This window comes from Mycobacterium sp. TY815 (assembly GCF_030755135.1).
GTDB lineage: Bacteria > Actinomycetota > Actinomycetes > Mycobacteriales > Mycobacteriaceae > Mycobacterium.
The window spans coordinates 3413088-3432686 of sequence record NZ_JAUFRX010000001.1; the positions used below are offsets into that span (position 1 = coordinate 3413088).

A 19599-nucleotide genomic window follows, 5' to 3' on the forward strand; every position below is an offset into this window, starting at 1 on the left:
TTCACCAGGTACAACGGTTTTCGACGCCCTGCATGCGACCCGTCTTAACGGAGCGACAAACGTCGACCATGCGACATAAGCGTCTTGGGGGCGTCATAGGCGTCTCAATCGGTGGCGCATCATGGACGTTTAACTCGTCTTGCTTTATCCAAATAGGAGCTCATCGAAAATTCTGATAAATAAGGTGCCCATGTGTATAGCTATCCGACCATCGAATGTGGTTTTCTGGACACCGGTTTGCACCCTGCGGCTATAGCGCTCAGCGAGCGCCCAGAGCTTCATGCGAGGCTGCCTGGAAGCAGGACATGAGAAGTTGATCGAGACCAGGTCGAATTTCGGGTGAGTGCAGTGGTCGATTTTGCGTTGTTACCGCCGGAGATCAACTCCCTGCGCATTTACACCGGTGCGGGGTCCGCGCCGCTGCTGGCGGCTGCCGCAGCGTGGGACGCGGTGGCGGCAGAACTCAATTCCACGGCATCGGCCTATCGTTCGGTGCTTTCCACCCTGACTGGCGGACCCTGGTTAGGCCCCTCGGCAAGTTCGATGATGGCGGCCACGGCACCGTACGTGTCGTGGCTGGACGTCACTGCCGCGCAGGTCGAGCAGACCGCCGGCCAGCTGTACGCGGCGGCGGCAGCCTATGACGCGGCCTTTTCGGCGACGGTGCCGCCGGTGGCGATCGAGGTCAACCGAGTCTTGATGGCGGCGTTGGTGGCGACCAACGTCTTTGGGCAGAACACTCCGGCGATCGCGGCCACCGAGGCGCAATACGCCGAAATGTGGGCTCAGGATGCGTCGGCGATGTACGGATATGCCGAGGCGTCCGCCGCCGCGACAAGGCTGACACCGTTCGGCTCGCCACCGCAGATCACCCAGGCGTCGACAGGTCTCACGGTCACCGAAGCGACCGCTGCCGCGACCGGCTCGAGCACTTACCCGGCGCTGTCGGAGCTGCTTGCCGCCGTTCCAGGTGCCCTGCAGAATCTCGCGACGGCGGGAGCGTTCAATCCCGTCACATGGCTGGAAAGCGTGCTGGGCAGCCCCACCGGGACGGCGCTCAACGTACTCGCCGCGAATGCCGGAAACCTCAATCTCGTGTTCAGCGGATTCCTCTATTCATTCTCTGCCGGCTTGACCCTCGCGGGTACCTTGGGCGGGCTGGCAGCTTCGGCGGACGCGACCGCTGCAGTGCCGCTCGATGCCGGGTCAACGTCCGTCCCAGCCACCTACACATCAACCGTCGGCGAATCAGTCGCGCTCGGGCGCAACGAGATTGGGGCTTCGGCGAGCTTCGGGAACTCAGCGACGGTCGGAACGTTGTCGGTGCCGCCGTCCTGGGTTTCCGCTCCCGCGATTCGGCTGGCCGCCACGGCATTGCCGAGCACTGCCTTGACACCAACCGGTGCCGCCGGACCGGAGTGGCTTGCCGGCGGCATTCCCCCGGTTGGCAGCGTGGTCAACGCTCCGCGTGGCGAGCAGTCTCGTCTGCGATCCACGCCCGCCGCCAAAGTGGTCGCCGCGATGCCCGGGGAGCGCACCGCCGACGCGCGGAACGCGGTTCCGGCGGCACAGTCACAGCGCAGCATCGGCCATGCCGTCAGCACGCTCAGTGAGCACGAACGAGCAGAGCTGGCCAGGTTGCGTGAACAGATCACCGAAGTAGCGACCGAGCGAGACGCGGCTGCCCGCTTGATCAAAGAGGCGATGTTGTGAACGCGCTTCTGGACTTTGCGGCACTACCGCCGGAGATCAATTCCGCCCGGATGTATGCGGGCCCGGGCGCCGGACCGTTGGTGACGGCCGCGGCGGCATGGGCTGCACTGGGGGCGGAAATGGGTTCGACCGCCACCTCCTACCGCGCGGTGCTGGCTACGTTGACAAGCGGTCTATGGGCGGGCCCGTCGTCGACTTCGATGGCCGCAGCGGCGATTCCATACGTGTCCTGGCTGACAGCCACTGCCGCACAGGCACTGCAGACCGCGGGTCAGCTTGAATCGGCAGTGGCGGCGTACGAAGCGGCTTTCGCGGCGACCGTACCCCCGGTGGCCATCGAGGTGAACCGAGCATTACTGACATCACTGGTTGCGACAAACCTATTGGGACAGAACAGCGCAGCGATCGCGGCAACCGAGGCGCGGTACACCGAAATGTGGGCCCAGGATGCGACGGCAATGTACAGCTACGCCAGAGCATCGGCGGCCGCGACGAACTTGGCGCCGTTCGGTGCACCACCTCAGATCGCCGATCCTGCCGGAACAACCCGTCAGGGCGCCGCGATCTCCAAGGCCACTGCGGCCGCGACCGGCTCAAGCGCTCAGTCGGCAATGTCGAGCGTGCCCGAGTTGCTGAATAGCCTGTCCTCGGGATCGGTCGGCGCATCGAACTGGCTGTTGGCTTTGTTGAACAGCTACCCGATCCAGTCGTTCAACTCGCTGAGCGAGTTGACGCTGGGCTATCAGCTCCTCTCAGAGGGCATCAATTTCAACGCTTCTGGGGTCATCTTCACCCTTACACCGGCGTTGGCCCTGGGCGCGAGTCCGTTGATGTCCGCTCTGACGGCGCCGGCGGCCGCCGAGTCCGACGGGTTGGCGATGCACGACGAAATTGCCGAATTCGGAATCGGTTTGACCGGGGACGCGCCGGAGTCGGCGGGCACCGGCATAGCCCCTGTATCGGCCGGCCTGGGCGAAGCCGCGTCGGTCGGCAGGATGTCGGTACCACCGTCGTGGGGTGAATCCCCGGCGGTCCGACTGGCAGCGTCCGCTTTGCCGCTCGTCAGCGCTGACGGGTTGCCGCAGCTCGGCGATACCGGGGCCGCCTATTCCGGTGCGGCGGCCCCGTTGGGACCGGTTGTCAGCGCCGTCAACGCACCACGAGGTGATCAGACCCGCTTCCGCTCCGGGGTTCGCCACAAGGTGATACCGGCGTTAGGCGTCGAGCCCACCATGCGCGAGGACCCGGCCGCCCCATGGGTACAACCGACACCTCGCGGCGGCGACGACGACGACAGAATGAGCGAACGGGATGAACTGAACCAGTTGCGCAAAGCGTTTGCCGAAGTAACGAGGCAGCGGGATGTGCTCAAGCGCACGGCGGCAACAATTATTGCGGACGCGACGCAAAAATAGCTAATGGTGGGAGGCCTTCATGAGTGACATCAACCCGGATCTCCTGCTCGATAACCTCTGCATTTCAGCCAAACACCCGTGGAGCATTATCGAGTTATCGACGACAAACGCACAACTTGCCGGTCTCTTTGCGGGATTCATGATCATCGCCCTGACTACGATAATCAGCAAGGAATGGGGCGCACCCGCGCCGGTTGAGAATGACGCGGGCACATCGCCGCCGAGGCCCCAGGGAACCCAGCAGCACGTGACACACATACTTGTTTTCTTGTCGATGGGCGTCATCATCCTGGTGCTTGACGCATACCTTTTCGGCTCCGTCCGTGCCACGAAACCACCTGCTGCCGAACGATTCCGGCCGATGGCGGCCACGGCGTCGAATTACGGGGGGAACCTTGACGGCGCACAGTCGGCGCAGCAGGTCTGCGCGTACTCCTGGGTGAAGTTCATGCCGGCGGCCGGGTTGCTGGCGTTGGGTGCGGCCATTCTCGGCGCCGGCCTGGCCTGGATGCTGGCTCGATATGCCGCGGATAGCGATGCCGAAGCGCAGAAATGGCTGACCGCACTGGGGAATATCATCGTGGGCATGATCCTCGGCGGCACCACGGCGCTACTGGTCTATGATTCCACGGTGTTCACCGAGGAAATGTATTATGAATTTTCTCAGATCGACCATGAAACAATGGTCACCGCGCTGGTATTCATATGGATTTTCGGCACCGTATTACTGATCGCTACAGTGTGCGCGGTTACCGCTCGAATAGTCGACCTGACACGCGAACGCGCCGATTGGCACGCTGTGCTGAATTTTCAGCTCAGATCCCTGCGAGTTCCCGCGGGGCTGACGGCCGCATACCTGTTCAGCGCGGTCGGCATCTCCGGCCTGTCGTCCATGTCTTCGACGCTCGCGGTCAATGCATGGACATCGCCCCACGCCAGGCTGTGGATTTCGATCATTCTCTGCCTGGTATTTCCAGGGGCGATCTATTTCTTCATCATGCGACTGATGCCCGGCGCACAGCGGCGTCGGCAGGCCCCGAGCCTGATTGCACCACCAACGCCCGTAGCAGGGAGCGTCCGCGACGACGCATGACGGCATCGGCCCACCGGATTCTCCGGTGGGCCCTCTCGCGTCTCCGGGTCGGTTCCCGACCGCGTTAAGCGACACTGAATCCGATGACTACCGCCAGCTCCGCAATTCGCGCGTCCACCACTTCGGGCACGGGCCGACCGGGCACGCTTCGGGCTCGGGCCGGCGACCATGGTTGACGACGACGGCACCGCAGGCACCTCCCGCCGACGCCACATCATCCGGCTCGTCGTCTTCGTAGCTTTCCTGCTCACCATGTTCTATCTGGTGGCTGTCGCGCGAGTCGTCGACATCGACGCGGTGCGGCGTACCGTTGCCGCGAGCGGACCGATGGCGCCGCTTGTCTACGTCGTCATGTCGGCCTTCCTCGGCGCCATCTTCCTGCCCGGTTCGATCCTCGCCGCGGGCAGCGGCCTGCTGTTCGGCCCGGGTTTGGGAATCGTCGTGACGCTCGGTGCGGCGATGGGCACGGCGATCGTCGCGAGCAGTGTCGGTCGTCGGGCCGGCCGGGACAGCGCACGAGTGCTCATCGGGCCCAAGCGGGCCGAACGCGTCGACTCGATCATCGAACGAGGCGGGTTGTGGGCGGTCGTGGGGCAGCGCTTCGTCCCCGGAATCTCGGACGCGCTTGCTTCCTACACATTCGGCGCCTTCGGAATTCCCCTGTGGCAGATCGCGATCGGATCGTTCATCGGTTCGGCGCCGCGAGCGTTCGTCTACACCGCGCTGGGCGCTTCGATTCGCGATCGCTCGTCGCCGCTGGCGTACGCGGCGATAGCGGTGTGGTGCGCCACCGCGATAATCGGCGTGTTCGCCGCGCGACACCTATACCGGCACTGGCGCAGCCACCCCGGCCCCGACGACGAAGATCGGGTGGCCGAGGATGCCGAAGACGAGTAGCGCCCGCACACCTACCGCCCCGGCCCGCAGATTCGCACTAGGCGACACTGAACGGGATGACTATCGACGAGCTCCGCATTTCCAACGTCAACATCTTCGACAGCGTCCAGGGCCGGGTCACCGGTCCGCACGACGTCACGGTTCGCGGCAGGCTCATCGCCTCGATCACGGCACCCACCGCCGCGCCTCCGGACGGCGACCCGGGCCCGACGATCGACGGCACCGGCAAGACCCTGATGCCGGGACTGATCGATGCGCACTGGCACGCGATGTTCACCACCATCTCCGCGTTGATGGCTCAGGTCAGCGAACTCGGTTACGTCTTCGCCCGGGCGGTCGTCAGCGCCGAAGAGACCCTGTTGCGCGGCTTCACCACCGTTCGTGATCTCGGTGGCCCGGTCTTCGGCATCAAGCAGGCGATCGACGACGGCACGATTCCCGGTCCGCGCATCTACCCTGCCGGTGGCTTCATCTCTCAGACCGGTGGCCACGGCGATTTCCGGATGCCGCATGAGGTGCCCCGCGGTGTCTGCGGCCACCTCAGCTACATCGAGATCATCGGCGCCGCCGTCATCGCCGACGGCGAAGCCGAGGTGCTGCGCGGCGCGCGGGAAATGCTGCGCCGCGGCGCCTCGCAACTGAAGCTGATGGCCGGCGGCGGCGTTGCCTCGGCTTACGATCCGCTCGATGTCTCCCAGTTCACCGAGGCGGAGATGCACGCCGCGGTGGAAGCCGCCGAGAACTGGGGCACGTACGTCACGGTGCACGCCTACACGCCCCGGGCGATCCGCACCGCGGTCGCCGCGGGTGTCCGTTGCGTCGAACACGGCCATCTCATCGATGACGAGACGGCCGCGCTGCTGGCAGAGAAGGACGTCTGGTGGTGTCTGCAGCCGTTTCTCGACGACGAAGACGCCGTCACGGTTCCACCCGCGAACGTGCCCAAATTTCAGCAGATGGTCAGCGGCACCGACACCGCCTACGAACTGGCGATCAAACACAACGTCAAGATCGCCTTCGGCACCGACACGCTGTTCGATGCGGGGCTCGCCAAACGCCAAGGCGCCCAACTGGCTAAGCTCACCCGCTGGTTCACTCCCGCAGAAGTGTTGCAGCAGGCCACTATTCGCAACGCCGAACTGCTCGCCATGTCCGGGCCCCGCAATCCCTACCCGGGGCGCCTCGGTGTCGTGGCCGAGGGCGCCCTGGCCGACCTCATCCTCGTCGACGGCGACCCGGTGGCCGACATCTCGCTGATCGCCCGGCCCGGCGAGGCATTCACCGCGATCATCAAGGACGGCCGGCTGGTCAAAGGGGCAGTCAGGTAGCCGAACGCACCGCTGACACGAACTGGGTGCGCGGCGAAGTGTCCTCGACCCCCTCAGGCACACCGCGCCCGTAGTCGGCCATCAGCTGCGGGGACTGCGTCACCGTCGCGTCCCAGCCGTGCCTGCGCAACCATTCGCCCACGTCCTCGCGCTCCTCGAAGTACCACAGCTCGTCGGTCCGGGGCATCTCGCGTCCGGGATCGAGCTTCGCCATCACCGCGCGCATCCGGTCGATCCGCTCACGCCGCTTCGCGCGCACGTCCTCATCCAGCCAATCCGGCCCGGGCGCCTCGACCGCGATCCTGCTGCCGGGCGCGGCGAGCCCCTGAATCCGCTCGAACAGCAACTCGTGGGCGGCAGCCGGCAGGTAGGGCAACAACCCCTCGACAGACCAGGCACTGGGCGCGGACGGGTCGAACCCGGCCTGTTGCAACACCGCCGGCCAGTCGTGGCGCAGATCCACCGCAACCGGGACGCGGTGGCACGTCGGCTGCGCCCCGTGCTCCGCCAACGTCGACGCTTTGAACTCCAGCACCTTGGTCTGGTCGAGTTCGTACACCGTCGTGCCATCCGGCCACGGCAACCGCCAGGCCCGCGCATCCAGGCCCGCCGCCAGAATCACCACCTGGGTGACGCCGGCCCGCGTCGCATCCAGGAAGAAGCTGTCGAAGAAGGCCGTGCGAGACGCCATGTAGTTCACCATCGACTGCATCTGGTCGGGCAGTTGCGGTTCCGCTTCCACCAACTCGTCCGGCAGGTCCGGTGCGGCGAACCAATTCCAGATCCCGTCGCCGACCACATTCAGGAAGACCCTCGCGAAAGGGTCTCTGATCAGCGGGTTTTGACTCTCGGTCTCCGCTGCGCGAGCCGCAGCCACGCCCAGCGCCGTCGCTCCCACGCTTTCGGTGATCTCCCAGGTGTCGTTCTCGGTGCGCACCACGCCCAGTCCTCCTACTCCCAACACACGCCAGTGCCGAGAGTACGTGAGCAGGATGTGAACCTGCTGGCACGTTAAGTTGTCGTAGAACAGCCGACAGAGGTAACCCGGAAGACGGATCCAAGGATCTCGAAGGACCCCGCACATGCGAGTTGACGGCCGCGACATCACCGTGTCCGGCAGCTTGCTGCAACCACTGACCCGACGCACCAACGACATCATCCGGCTGGCATTGGCCGCACTCTTCCTGGTTGCGGTGGTCACCAGCTCCCTGATCACCCGCCCTCGATGGGTGGCACTGGAGAAGTCGATCTCCGAAATCGTCGGAGTCCTGACTCCCACCCAGTCCGACCTGGTGTACCTGGTGTACGGCATCGCGATCCTGGCGCTGCCGTTCGTGATCCTGATCGGCCTGATTCTGTCCCGGCAATGGAAGCTGCTGGGCGCCTACGGCGCTGCCGCGCTGATGGCCGTCCTCCCTTTGTCGATCAGCAGCAACCGCATCGCCGCGCCACGCTGGCACTTCGACCTGAACGACAAGCTCACCACGGTGCCGGCCCAGTTCCTCGACGACCCGCGCTGGATCGCCATGCTGGCCGCGGTACTGACGGTTTCGGGTCCCTGGCTGCCGGCCCGCTGGCGGCACTGGTGGTGGGCGTTGCTGCTCGCCTTCGTACCCATCCACCTGGTGGTGAGCGCCATCGTGCCGGCCCGCGCGGTGGTGGGTCTCTCGGTGGGCTGGTTCGTCGGGGCGTTCGTGGTTCTGGTCGTCGGCACTCCCGCTCTCGAGGTGCCGTTGGAGGGTGCCGTGCGCGCGATGGCCCGGCGCGGATTCCTGGTATCGCGGCTCGTGGTGGTCCGCCCGGGCGGGCCCGGGCCGCTGGTGTTGTCGGCCGAGTCCACCGAACCGTCCTCGCGCGCGGCGGTCGAGTTGTACGGCCCGCATCAGCGCAGCGGCGGCGCGCTACGCCAGCTGTGGTGGAAACTGCGGCTGCGCGGGTCGGAAACCGCGCCCCTGCAAACCTCCCTGCGGCGCGCGGTCGAGCACCGCGCGCTGATGGCCATCGCCATCGCGGACACCGGTGTCGCCAACACCTCGACGATCGCGCTTGCCGCCCTGGACCGCGGCTGGACGATGTATGCCCACCAGCCCGTGCAGGGAGTGCCGATCGACGAATGCGCCGGCGAGACACCGGTCGCCAGCGTCTGGGAATCCCTGCACGTCCTCTACGACCATCAGATCTCGCACGGCGACCTGCGCTGCAACGAGATCACGGTTGCCGACGGCAAGGTCCTCTTCGGCGGGTTCGGCGCCGCCGAGTACGGCGCCACCGATGCCCAGTTGCAATCCGACATCGCCCAGCTGCTGGTCACGACGTCGGCGCTGTACGACGCGGAGTCCGCGGTGAGCGCCGCGATCGCGGCCTTCGGCAAGGACAGCATCCTGACTGCATCGCGCCGCCTCACCAAATCCGCTGTGCCCAAACGAATTCGGCAATCGGTAGCCAACCCGAAGGCCGTGATGGCCGACGCGCGAGCGGAGGTGAAGCGCCAGACCGGGGCCGACCAGATTGAAACCGAGACGATCACCCGGTTCAGCCGCAGCCAGTTCATCCAGCTGGTGCTGATCGGCGCCCTGGTCTATGTCGCGTACCCCTTCATCAGCACCGTCCCCACGTTCTTCCACGAACTGCGGACCGCGAACTGGTGGTGGGCGTTGCTGGGCCTGTCGGTGTCGGCGCTGACCTACGTCGGTGCGGCGGGAGCGCTGTGGGCCTGCGCCGACGGTGCGGTGAGCTTCTGGAAACTGTCGATCATGCAGGTGGCCAACACCTTTGCCGCAACGACCACCCCGGCCGGGGTCGGCGGCCTGGCGCTGAGCACCCGGTTTCTGCAAAAGGGCGGCCTGACCGCACTGCGGGCCACCGCGGCCGTGGCCCTGCAGCAATCGGTACAGGTGATCGTGCACCTGACGCTGCTGATCTTGTTCAGCGCGGTGGCCGGAACGTCGACCGACCTGTCCCACTTCGTACCCAACGCCACGGTGCTGTACCTGATCGCCGGTGTGGCTCTGGGCATCATCGGCACCTTTCTGCTGGTGCCCAACCTGAGACGCTGGCTGGCAACCGAACTGCGCCCCAAGGTCGGGGAGGTCACCCGCGACCTCGCCGATCTGGCGCGCGAACCCAAACGTCTCGGCCTCATCGTATTGGGAGCTGCCGGAACCACTTTGGGCGCGGCGCTGGCGCTGTGGGCGAGCGTCGAGGCGTTCGGCGGTGGGACGACGTTCGTCACCGTCACGGTGGTGACGATGGTCGGCGGGACACTGGCTTCCGCAGCGCCCACCCCGGGCGGCGTCGGGGCCGTGGAAGCCGCACTGATCGGTGGGCTCGCCGCGTTCGGCGTGCCGGCGGCCATCGGCGTGCCGTCGGTGCTGCTCTACCGGGTACTCACCTGCTGGCTGCCGGTTTTCGTGGGCTGGCCGGTCATGCGCTGGCTCACCAAGAACGAGATGGTCTGAGCCTGAATACTATTCGCCTGAATCCGCTGTCGCGGCGTCGACCATGACGGTCAGATATCTGCTGCTTCCTCCCGCCGTCGCGGTCAGGAAGACCTGGTAATAGCCCTGGGGCACCGTCTTCGCCACGGTGATCGCAACATCCACCTTCGCGGCCCCGTCGCGCCCGAATCGTCCATTCGCCGGGGCAACTGTGATTCCCGGCGCGTAAGAAATACCGGTAACGGTGTATTCGTCGACTCCGTCGATCATCCGCTGCGCGTCGAGCTGCAGCGTGCCCGTCGTCCCCGGCGCGATCGTGGCGACCGGACTTGGCGCGTTGACCGCGAAAGTCGAACTGCCGGCACCGAAGGACGGTGGCGCCGACGATTCGGCGGTGCCCCAGCTGTCGGGTCGGGCAGCGAGCGAGAACGCTACGTCACCCCCCGTGGTGATCAAAGATTCAGGGAGATAGGTCCGATCGCTCGGTTCACCGTTGAGGCGCAGACCTCTGATGTACTTCAGGCGGTTGAGACCCGATGCGCCCGGCGCGGTGATGCGGATGGATTGCCCTGTGGGCAGAGCGATTACAGCGCGATCGAACAATGGCGTGTTGACGGCGAGGACCGGGGTGCCCGGGATGATCGGATACATGCCCAGGGCGGCCCAGACGTACCAACTGGACATCGCGCCGAGATCGTCGTTGCCGGGTGCGCCGTCGGGCGTCGGGCCGAACAGCCCACGGACCCGGTCGACGGTGCGTTGCGTCTGCCAAGGCTCGCCGACGTAGTTGTATAACCACGGGACACCGAAACACGGCTCGTTACCGGCCCACAGGTAGGGCTCGTTCGGACCTTCGTTGAGGCGCTTGGTGAATCGATCGAGGCGCGCGGCGAACGCCTTTCGGCCACCCAGCGCGGTGACCAGGCCGCCGATATTCTGTGGCACCAGCCACAGGTACTGCTCTGCGTTGCCCTCGTCATAACCGGGCTGGCCGAACGCCGACCCGGACTCCCGAAAACCCGGACCCTCGCGGAAGAGCCCGCTCGGGCTGCGCGGCGAAATGTATCCGGTCGTCGGATTGAACAGGTTCTGCCAGTACTGTGCCCGGTCCTGGAACGCGGCGGCGGTCCGGTCGTCCCCCAGTGCGGCGGCGAATCGGGCGATGGCGAAATCATCGATCGACCACTCCAGAGTGATCGAGGCGCCGGGGCCGAACGCGGTGAGCTGTGGGAGGTAGCCAAGCTGCAGGTAGGCGCCGATCCCCGGACGCTCGACGTACCCGTCTACACCGGCACCACCGAGGGTCGCGCCACTGACCATGAAACGCAGGGCGGCCGCCGTGTCAAAGTCTCTGGCCCCGAACATGTACAGGTTCACGATCAGCGGGACCACGCTGTCGCCGGTCATCTGGCTTGTCGCGGCATTGGCCAGGGCCCACCGGGGCAGGGCGCCGCTCTGCTCGGCATCGGTCACCAGCGACTGGGCCATGTCACTGGCCTCCTTCGGGAACAACAGACCTTGCAGCGCGGCCAGGCTGCGGTAGGTGTCCCAGTCGGAGAAATTGGCGTACTGCGTACGGCCCGGCGCGACGGTGTGGATCGCGTTGTCGAACCCGATGTATCGGCCGTCGACGTCGTTGAAGGTGTTGGGATGCAGCAACGACCGGTACAGACAGCTGTAGAAGGTCGTCACGTCGGCGGGGCTGCGACTCGACACCGTGATCCGCGACAGCGCACCGTTCCAGGCACTGGTCGCGGCCGCGCGAACGCCGTCGAAGGTGCCGCGCTCGGCAGCCAGGTTCGCGCGGGCGCCCTCGATGCTCACATAGGAGATGGCGGTCCGAACCTCGAGCACGGCACCGGCCGGAAACAGCACGTAGCCTCCGCTGTACGGCGAATTAGCCTGACGGGCACCGTCATACACCGAATAACCGTCCCAGGTTCCGTAGGACAGGAACGGCTGGTTGAACTCCATCGCGAAGTACACCGTGTAGGTGTTCTGCTTGTCGCAGAACGAGCCGCTGGTCGCCCACCCGGTGATCGTGGTGTTGTCCTCGCCGAGCTGAATTGCCGCGCGCGAGTTGCCCGCCAGCGACGCACCCGAACGCACGTGCAGCAGCGCGGGCCGGTTGTCGCGCGGGAAGCTGAACCGTCCGAGGCCGGTCCGGGTGGTCGCGGTGAGTTCTGCCTTGACTCCGGTATCTGGAAAGCGGACCGTGTAGTAGCCCGGCACACCGGACTCCGTGTCGTCGTGGGCGATTCGATCCCACGCCGCCCACGGCCGGGAACCGACGGAGCTGGTGGTCGGCAGCATGGAGATGTCGCCGAAGGCGGGGCAGCCCACCGAGGCGTGGGTCATGCTGAATCCGGTGGCGCGGTCGTTGGCATGGTCATAACCGGCGTAGTTGTCGACGGTGTCAGGCGAGTACTGCACCATGCCGAAAGGCACAGTGGCGCCAGGAAAGTTGTTGATTTCCCCGACGATGTCGCCGCCGGTACCGGTGCCGACAAGAGTGTCGACGTGCTGCACCAGATTCGTCACCGCTGCGGGCTCGCCGTCGTAGGCAGTCGGTGCCAGCAGGAAAAACGGCACGAAGAGAGCCAGCACCGCGAGGGTGGCGGCGGTGGCCCTGAGGCCCGTTCGCGACCTTGAAGACCGCATAAATGTCTCTTACTGCACGCCGGCGGTTCCAGTGGCATTTTCGGCGAACGACTCACCCAGCGTATTCGGCAGATAATGACGACGAACTGCGCGCTTCGGCTACTCTCTTCTCCTACGTCACCGGCACAGATGCCGGTGCCACAACTTTGGAGATGCGAGAGATGAAGGACCTGACGGCAGTAGTCGCAACGGTGGCACTGAGCCTGACGCTGGTGGGGTGCCACTCCGAAACCAAGACCGAAGTCAAGACATCGACTTCGACGAGCACGTCCACCTCGACGTCGACGTCCACCTCCACGACGACGACCAGCGCAACGTCGGGCGCGCAGGCCAATAAGACCATTGCCGACTACATCCGGGAAGCCAACCTCAAAGAGGTGCCGGTGCACCACGGCGATCCCGGCTCCCCCACCATCAACCTTCCGGTGCCCAACGGCTGGCACACGGTTCCCGAAGGACAGGGCGCGCCCTACGGCGGCATCGTCTTCGACGCGCCGGCTGACCCCAATGACGCACCGACGATCGTGGCGATCGTGTCCAAACTGGAAGGCAACGCCGACCCCAAGAAGATCCTCGAATACGCGCCCGGTGAGTTGAAGAACCTGCCCGAATTCGAGGCTGGCAGCCCGAACGGGAAAGAGTCCACTCTCGGCGGCTTCCCGGCGTGGCAGTTCGGCGGGTCCTACACCAAGAACGGCAAGAAGCGCGCTGTCGCGCAGAAGACCGTCGTGATCACCGGCCCCAACGGCTTGTTCGTGCTCCAGCTCGACGCCGACGCGCTGGACTCCGAGGCCGGCCCGTTGATGGACGCCACCGCGGTGATCGACGACCAGACCACCATCACTCCCTAGTTCGAGAACGCAACGCGCCGCGGAGCCCGCACGCTCCGCGGCGTTTTGCTGGGCGGCCGCCGGGCCGCGTCGCCGAGCGTGAGCTGACGGCGAGATCCGGGCCCGATCGCCATCCTGTCTTCACGCTCGGCGACGTCGAGGCGTCTCCCGCAGCACCGCGCGATTGTCTACGGTGAAACGCATGACAGAACAGTCGTATGCGGTTGACGTCGGCCACCCCCCCTCAGCGTTGCTCAAAGCCGTCAACCCGGCGCTGGGCTTCCTGTTGGGGACCCCGCTCGGCGGGTCGCTGCGCACACAGTTCATGGTGCTGAATTTCTCCGGTCGCAAGTCGGGCAAGCAGTTCAAGCTCCCGGTGAGCGCGCACGTCATCGACGGCGACCTCTACGCGCTGGCCAGTGCCGCCTGGAAGTTCAACTTCCGCGGCGGCGGCCCCGCGCAGGTGGTCTACAACGGCACGACGACCGCAATGCGCGGCGAGCTCGTCGAGGACCGTGCCGTCACCCGCGATCTCTACGTGCGCGCCGCGCACTCCTACGACGTCAAGCGCGCGCAGCGTCAGATGGGGCTGAAGTTCCGCGATAACCGGATGCCGACGCCGGAGGAGTTCGGCGAGGCGATCGAACGGCTCAAGCTGTCCGCCATCAAGTTCATCCCGGCCGGCTGAGCAGCGACCTTTGCCCTTCTCACTACGTGCCGGGTGCCGGGCACCGGCTTACCTGGCAGCCGTGGTCCTTATCGCAGGTGTGCTCGGATGCTCCCACGGGTCAACCAGCCGAATCTCGTATGCGCCCGCGCCCTGCCCCCAACCGAACTTCCCGGGAGTGGCCCAGGCCGACCTGGGCGCCAACTACAGCTGCGGTTACCTCAGCGTGCCGGAGAACCGGGACGAGCCGCAGAGTCGAACGATCCGGATTCTCGTCGCGCGGGTGAAAGCCGCCAACAACGCACCCAAGGCCGACCCCATCGTGTTCTTGGCCGGCGGCCCCGGCGGGGCGGGGACGTTGAGCGCGCCGGCCGTGGTGGCCGGCGGGATGAACGCCGACCGAGACGTCATTTTCGTCAACCAACGCGGCACGTTACACAGCGACCCGCACCTGAGTTGCCCGGAAATGGACGACTTCACCACCCGCGCAGTGCAATTGGTGTTCCAGGCACCAGCGACCGCGGATCTGGACGCCGCCGCCGTTGCCGACTGCCGCAAGCGGCTGGCGTCTTCCGGTGCCGACTTCGCGGCGTATGACACGCGGGAGAACGCCGCCGATATCGCCGACCTGCGGGAGCAACTGGGCATCGAGCAGTGGAACGTCTACGGCGTCTCCTACGGCACCGACCTGGCTCAGCAGCTCCTGCGCGACCACCCCAAGGGCATCCGGTCGATGGTCCTGGATTCGGTGGTGGCACCGCAGGTGAACATCGTCGACCACTGGTGGGATGCGCCCGCCAGTGGCCTGGCCGCGATCTTCGTGGCATGTGCCAACCAGCCCGCCTGTGCGGCCGCGTACCCGAACCTGCCGACGGTGTTCCTCGACACCGTGAATGCGTTGAGCCGCAACCCGATCGAGGTGACCACCACGAACCCGGCGGGCCAGGCGACGCGGGTCACCATCGACGGGTCCAAGGTCGTGCCCCTGGTACTGGACTGGAGTGCCGATCCCGCCAAGGTCGTCGATATCCCACGGATGATCTACCAACTGTCCCGCGGCGACGGAGCCCTGGCCGGCACCGGGATAGCCGCCGCCGCGCCGTCGGGACCCGACCGCGGCCTCCTGGGCGCGGGGCTGGCGCTGGGCACCTACTGCCAGGAGATGGCCGCGTGGACCAACCCGGATCAGGCCCTGTCCCAGGCGCGACTGGCGATGCCCGGGCTGCCTGACTCGGTATTGCGGATCACGCCCACCGGCAGCTGGATCTTTCGCGAGTGCCAGGCGTGGGGCCTGGGCCGGTCCGACACGGCGGACACTATTCCCGCCCTGAGCAAGATACCGACCCTGATCCTGTCGGGTTCCTTCGATTCCAGCACCGCGCCGCAATGGGTGAAGGAGGTGACGCCCGGCCTGCCCAACTCCGTCGCATTGCGTTTTCCGGGCGTCGGCCACGGCGTCATCCCGAAATCGCCGTGCGCCCAACAGATCATGACGGCATTCCTGGACAACCCGCGCACCGATGTCGAGCAGTCCTGCATCGGCCAGATCACCATCCCGACATTCAGCCTGCCGCAGGGATGAAGACCGCCATCCTTCCCGCGTCGATGACCGAGCGCTACCAGTGGGCACGGACGTGGACCATCGGCTCCGACCCGGGCCTGTTGCGGCTACGACTGGCCACCCGCACCACAATCGCGCTGGCCTGCTCCCTGCTGGTGATGTCGGTGCTGACCCGCGCGGCCCACCAGCCGTTGACCGTCGCCCTGCTGGGCGCCGTGATCACCATGATCGCGGCACGATCGGTCAACGAGCCCGACCCGCGCCAACAGCGGATCACGATGGCGTTGTTACCGGTGCCGGCGGCGCTGTCCATCACTGCCGCGGCCCTGCTGACCCCCTATCAATGGGTCAGCGACGTCGTCTTCGTGATCGTCGTGTTCGTCGCGGTGTACGTCCGGCGATTCGGGGCCCGCGGCCGGGCTCTCGGAATGGTCGCGTTCATGGCCTACTTTTTCAATCTCTTCCTGCGGGCGGGTGTGCACGAGTTGCCGTGGATGATCCTGGCCGTTCTGGTGGGTACCCTGTGCACCTTCGTCATGACCACCTACGTACTGCCCGACCGTCCAGAACGCGTGCTGCGGGCCACTATTCGCTCGCTACGGGCACGGATGGCGATCGTGGTCGACACCACGGCCGACGTCGTGCGTAACGGGCGCCTCGAGGAGCGGCGCCACCGGCGACTGCGCGTGCGCATCGCCCGACTCAACGAGACGGCCCTGATGGTGCAGGACCAGATCGAGGACAAGGCCAACCCTGCCGCGTTATGGCTCGGACACAACGGTGATCAGTTGGCTCCGTGGCTGTATGACGCCGAACTCGCTGTCGAATAGGTCGCGATCGCCGGTATCCGCGCGGCGTCGGAGGAAGCGGCAATCCCGGCAGCGATCCGAGGCGAACTGGCCGTCGCACTCAACCAGCTCGCCCTGGCCATCGGGGCATCCGATCCCACCGGCCTGGCCCGGGCGGCGAACCAGGCGCAAGACATCCTGGATCGCCAGCCCGAACCACCCTGCGACTTCCCGCACGCCGCGGTACGCCGCCTTGCCCTGGCGATTGTCTCCGCGGCGACAGCGACCGCCGAGGTGCGGGATCAGATGGCGCACGCGGGTGCCGACGACGACACGACGCGGGAACCCGAGGAGGCCGCTGCCGAAACCGAGACCGACCCCGATTCCGAAGAGTCCCCGCATGAATTGCTTCCGACGACCAGGCAGGCCATCCAGGCCTCCGTCGCGGCGGCGCTGGCAATCATCACCGGCGACCTGGTGTCACCGGCGCGTTGGTACTGGGCGGTGATCGCCGCGTTCGTGGTGTTCGCCGGGACCACTACCTGGGGAGATACCCTCACCAAAGGCTGGCAGCGACTGCTGGGCACCGTGTTGGGCGTGCCGTGCGGCATCCTGGTGGCCACGCTCGTCTCCGGTGACCGCACCGCCTCGCTGGTCATGATCTTTGTCTGTTTGTTCTGTGCCTTCTATTTCACGCAGCTGACTCAGAGCCTGATGGCCTTCTGGATCACCACGATGCTCGCGCTGTTGTACGGGCTGCTCGGCCAGTTCAGCTTCGGCGTGCTGCTGGTGCGGATCGAGGAGACCGCCATCGGCGCCGTGATCGGTTGTGCTGTCGCAATTCTGGTGTTGCCCACCAACATCGGGACGGTGCTGCGCAAGGACACCCGCGACTTCCTGGCCGAACTGTCCGCTTTGATCGCGACCTCCATTGCGACCATGTTCGATCACGACCTACCGGAAAGTCCGACCGAGCAGGCGCGCCAACTCGACCGTAAGCTGCAACAGGTCCGGGCCACTGCCAAGCCGTTGCTGGCCGGCGTCGCGGGGTTCGCCGGCCGGCGCAGCATCCAGCGCCGGCTCCGGTTGTTCCGCGCTTGCGACCGCTACGCCCGCATTCTGGCCCGGCGCAGCGAGCAGTACCGCAACCCGGACTGTCCGCAGGAACTGGCCGGCGCGGTCACGGCGGCCGCCGATCAGATCAGGCACAACATCGACTCGCTGGTCGCGACGCTGGACGGCGCACACGCCGAGTCCGTCGTCTCAGCGGCCGACGCCCTGGACGCCGCCGAGGCGCTGGCCCGCCAACATGACAGCACCTTCAACCCGGCGGCGCCCGCGCCCGACACGCAACGACACCCCTCGGTGCTTCATCCGCTGCGTCAAATCGATCGCGCCATCGTCGCCGCCGCAACCCACCTCGACAACGATGCGGGGCTCAAGATGCCTGCGCCACAACGTAACTGATCTCAGTACGGCCACACCTTGCGCAGGATGTCGGCCAGCTCAAAGGTCACCTGTGTGAGCCTGGCCTGTATCTCGGGCCGTTGCTCCGGGGGCAGATTGTCCACCTCGCCCTGCACGATGGTCGCCTGCCGCTGCAGCTGCGCCAACTGCTGACTGCGCTGCGCCTGGGACAGGTTGTCCCAGTTCGCGTGCAGTTCAGAGGTCTGCCGTTGCAGCTCCTGCACGTCGGACTGCGCGTCCGCCTGCGCGGGACTCGCCGTCAGCAACGCACAGGCGGCCAGCCCCGCAATCACTATCGCCGGAATCTTCATGCCGCTCAGACTGCCGCGGCCGGCTTGTCCGATGTTCGCGGATTTCTTGCGAAACTCTTGCGCCGGGCGACGACAGCGTCGATACCATCGCAGTACCCCTCCTCCGAGGAGCTGTGAAGGAGCCACGCGATGGCCGCCCCAAACCTGCCGCCGGGATTCGATTTCACCGACCCCGACATCTACGCGCACCGATTGCCGGTTGAGGAATTCGCGGAGCTGCGCGCCACAGCACCGATCTGGTGGAATGAGCAGCCGATCGATCAGGGCGGCTTCGGCGACGGCGGCTACTGGGTGGTGAGCAAGCACCGCGACGTTCGCGAAGTCTCGCTGCGCAGCGATATCTTCTCGTCGGCCGAGAAGTCCGTGGTGCCGCGCTACCCGCCAGAGGTGGCGCAAGCGCAGATCGAACTCGGCCGGACATCGATGATCATGATGGACGACCCCGAGCACAGCCGGCTGCGCAAGATCATCGCGCGCGGGTTCACGCCGCGCGCTGTCGAACGGTTGCGGGCCGACCTGGCCGAGCGTGCCCGTCAGATCGCGACTCGGGCCGCCGCCGAGCGATCGGGTGATTTCGTGCGGCAGGTGGCCTGCGAGCTGCCGCTGCAGGCGATCGCCGGATTACTCGGGGTGCCGGCCGAGGACCGCGACAAGCTCTTCGACTGGTCGAATCAGATGATCGGCGCCGACGATCCGGAGTTCGCCGACCATGATTCACTGACCTCGGCAGCCGAAATGATGTGGTACGCCATGCAATTGGCCGAACGCAGGGCGTCAGAGCCCGCTGACGACATCGTCACGACGCTGATCCGGGCCGACGCCGACGGCCACCGGCTCACCGAGGCCGAATTCGGAATGTTCGTGGTCACCCTCGCCATCGCCGGAAACGAGACGACGCGAAATTCGATCACCCAGGGCATGATGGCGTTCACCGACTTCCCGGAGCAGTGGGAGCTGTTCAAAGCCCAACGCCCCGCCACCACCGCCGACGAGATCATCCGCTGGGCCACTCCCATCACCGCGTTTCAGCGAACTGCCCTGGCGGACACCGAACTTGGTGGAGTCGCCATCAAGAAGGGCCAGCGACTGGTGATGTTCTACCGGTCAGCCAACTTCGACGAAGACGTCTTCGACGACCCCTTCACGTTCAACATCCTGCGCAGCCCGAACCCACACGTCGGTTTCGGTGGCACCGGAGCGCACTACTGCATCGGCGCCAACCTCGCACGCATGACGATCGACCTGATGTTCAACGCGATCGCCGATACGATGCCCGACCTGGCCCCCGCCGGAGATCCCGAGCGCCTGCGCTCACCGTTCATCACCGGCATCAAGCATTGGCCGGTCGACTATCAGGGCGGGGACGGCGGGCGGCCGAAATGCGAAAAGTGAGCCGCAGGCAGAAATCCTCTCCGCGAAAAGCGTCCGGGG

General features: G+C 66.1%; 13 protein-coding genes and 1 pseudogene. 11 read left to right on the plus strand and 3 right to left on the minus strand.

Annotated features, from left to right (window positions below):
* The first annotated feature begins 348 nt into the window (after positions 1-348).
* From QXK92_RS14735 to QXK92_RS14755, 5 genes are all read left to right on the plus strand, one after another.
* Positions 349-1713: a PPE family protein gene (locus QXK92_RS14735; RefSeq protein ID WP_306242337.1), complete on the plus strand. Its 1365-nt coding sequence runs from the start codon at positions 349-351 to the stop codon at positions 1711-1713.
* On the plus strand, positions 1710-3128 hold the full coding sequence (locus QXK92_RS14740; RefSeq protein ID WP_306242338.1) for a PPE family protein: 1419 nt from the start codon (positions 1710-1712) through the stop codon (positions 3126-3128). Before QXK92_RS14735 ends, QXK92_RS14740 begins: the two co-directional genes overlap by 4 nt.
* A gap of 19 nt (positions 3129-3147) precedes the next feature.
* Positions 3148-4221, plus strand: a complete 1074-nt coding sequence (locus QXK92_RS14745) for a hypothetical protein (RefSeq protein WP_306242340.1) — start codon at positions 3148-3150, stop codon at positions 4219-4221.
* 168 nt (positions 4222-4389) lie between these two features.
* Positions 4390-5118, plus strand: a complete 729-nt coding sequence (locus QXK92_RS14750) for a TVP38/TMEM64 family protein (protein ID WP_306242342.1) — start codon at positions 4390-4392, stop codon at positions 5116-5118.
* A 56-nt stretch (positions 5119-5174) separates the two neighbouring features.
* Positions 5175-6446 carry an amidohydrolase family protein gene (locus tag QXK92_RS14755; RefSeq protein ID WP_306242344.1) on the plus strand — a complete coding sequence of 424 codons (1272 nt, stop codon included), beginning with the start codon at positions 5175-5177 and terminating at the stop codon, positions 6444-6446.
* On the opposite strand, the gene QXK92_RS14760 is transcribed toward QXK92_RS14755, so the two are convergent.
* Positions 6439-7386: a class I SAM-dependent methyltransferase gene (locus QXK92_RS14760; protein ID WP_306242346.1), complete on the minus strand. Its 948-nt coding sequence runs from the start codon at positions 7384-7386 to the stop codon at positions 6439-6441. The two genes, QXK92_RS14755 and QXK92_RS14760, sit on opposite strands and share 8 nt — an antisense overlap.
* Before the next feature lie 142 nt (positions 7387-7528).
* Between QXK92_RS14760 and QXK92_RS14765 the strand changes: the two genes are divergently transcribed.
* Complete coding sequence (locus QXK92_RS14765) at positions 7529-9904, plus strand: lysylphosphatidylglycerol synthase transmembrane domain-containing protein (RefSeq protein ID WP_306242347.1); 2376 nt, start codon at positions 7529-7531, stop codon at positions 9902-9904.
* 9 nt (positions 9905-9913) lie between these two features.
* Here QXK92_RS14765 and QXK92_RS14770 read toward each other — a convergent pair whose 3' ends face one another.
* On the minus strand, positions 9914-12544 hold the full coding sequence (locus QXK92_RS14770) for a GH92 family glycosyl hydrolase (RefSeq protein ID WP_306242350.1): 2631 nt from the start codon (positions 12542-12544) through the stop codon (positions 9914-9916).
* 161 nt (positions 12545-12705) lie between these two features.
* Between QXK92_RS14770 and QXK92_RS14775 the strand changes: the two genes are divergently transcribed.
* From QXK92_RS14775 to QXK92_RS14790, 4 genes and pseudogenes are all read left to right on the plus strand, one after another.
* Positions 12706-13395, plus strand: coding sequence for an LpqN/LpqT family lipoprotein (locus tag QXK92_RS14775; RefSeq protein ID WP_306242352.1), 690 nt, complete (start codon positions 12706-12708; stop codon positions 13393-13395).
* Positions 13396-13576: 181 nt separating this feature from the next.
* Entirely contained in the window at positions 13577-14062 is a 486-nt protein-coding gene (locus tag QXK92_RS14780; protein ID WP_306242354.1) for a hypothetical protein, read from the plus strand.
* 157 nt (positions 14063-14219) lie between these two features.
* Entirely contained in the window at positions 14220-15623 is a 1404-nt protein-coding gene (locus QXK92_RS14785; protein ID WP_306242355.1) for an alpha/beta fold hydrolase, read from the plus strand.
* A gap of 23 nt (positions 15624-15646) precedes the next feature.
* Positions 15647-17857 (plus strand): annotated as a pseudogene (locus QXK92_RS14790) (FUSC family protein).
* Positions 17858-17859: 2 nt separating this feature from the next.
* Here the strand turns inward: QXK92_RS14790 and QXK92_RS14795 are convergent.
* On the minus strand, positions 17860-18168 hold the full coding sequence (locus QXK92_RS14795; RefSeq protein WP_306242357.1) for a hypothetical protein: 309 nt from the start codon (positions 18166-18168) through the stop codon (positions 17860-17862).
* Between the two features lie 129 nt (positions 18169-18297).
* Here QXK92_RS14795 and QXK92_RS14800 point away from each other — a divergent pair, with 129 nt between their 5' ends.
* Complete coding sequence (locus QXK92_RS14800) at positions 18298-19560, plus strand: cytochrome P450 (protein WP_306242359.1); 1263 nt, start codon at positions 18298-18300, stop codon at positions 19558-19560.
* Positions 19561-19599: the final 39 nt, after the last annotated feature.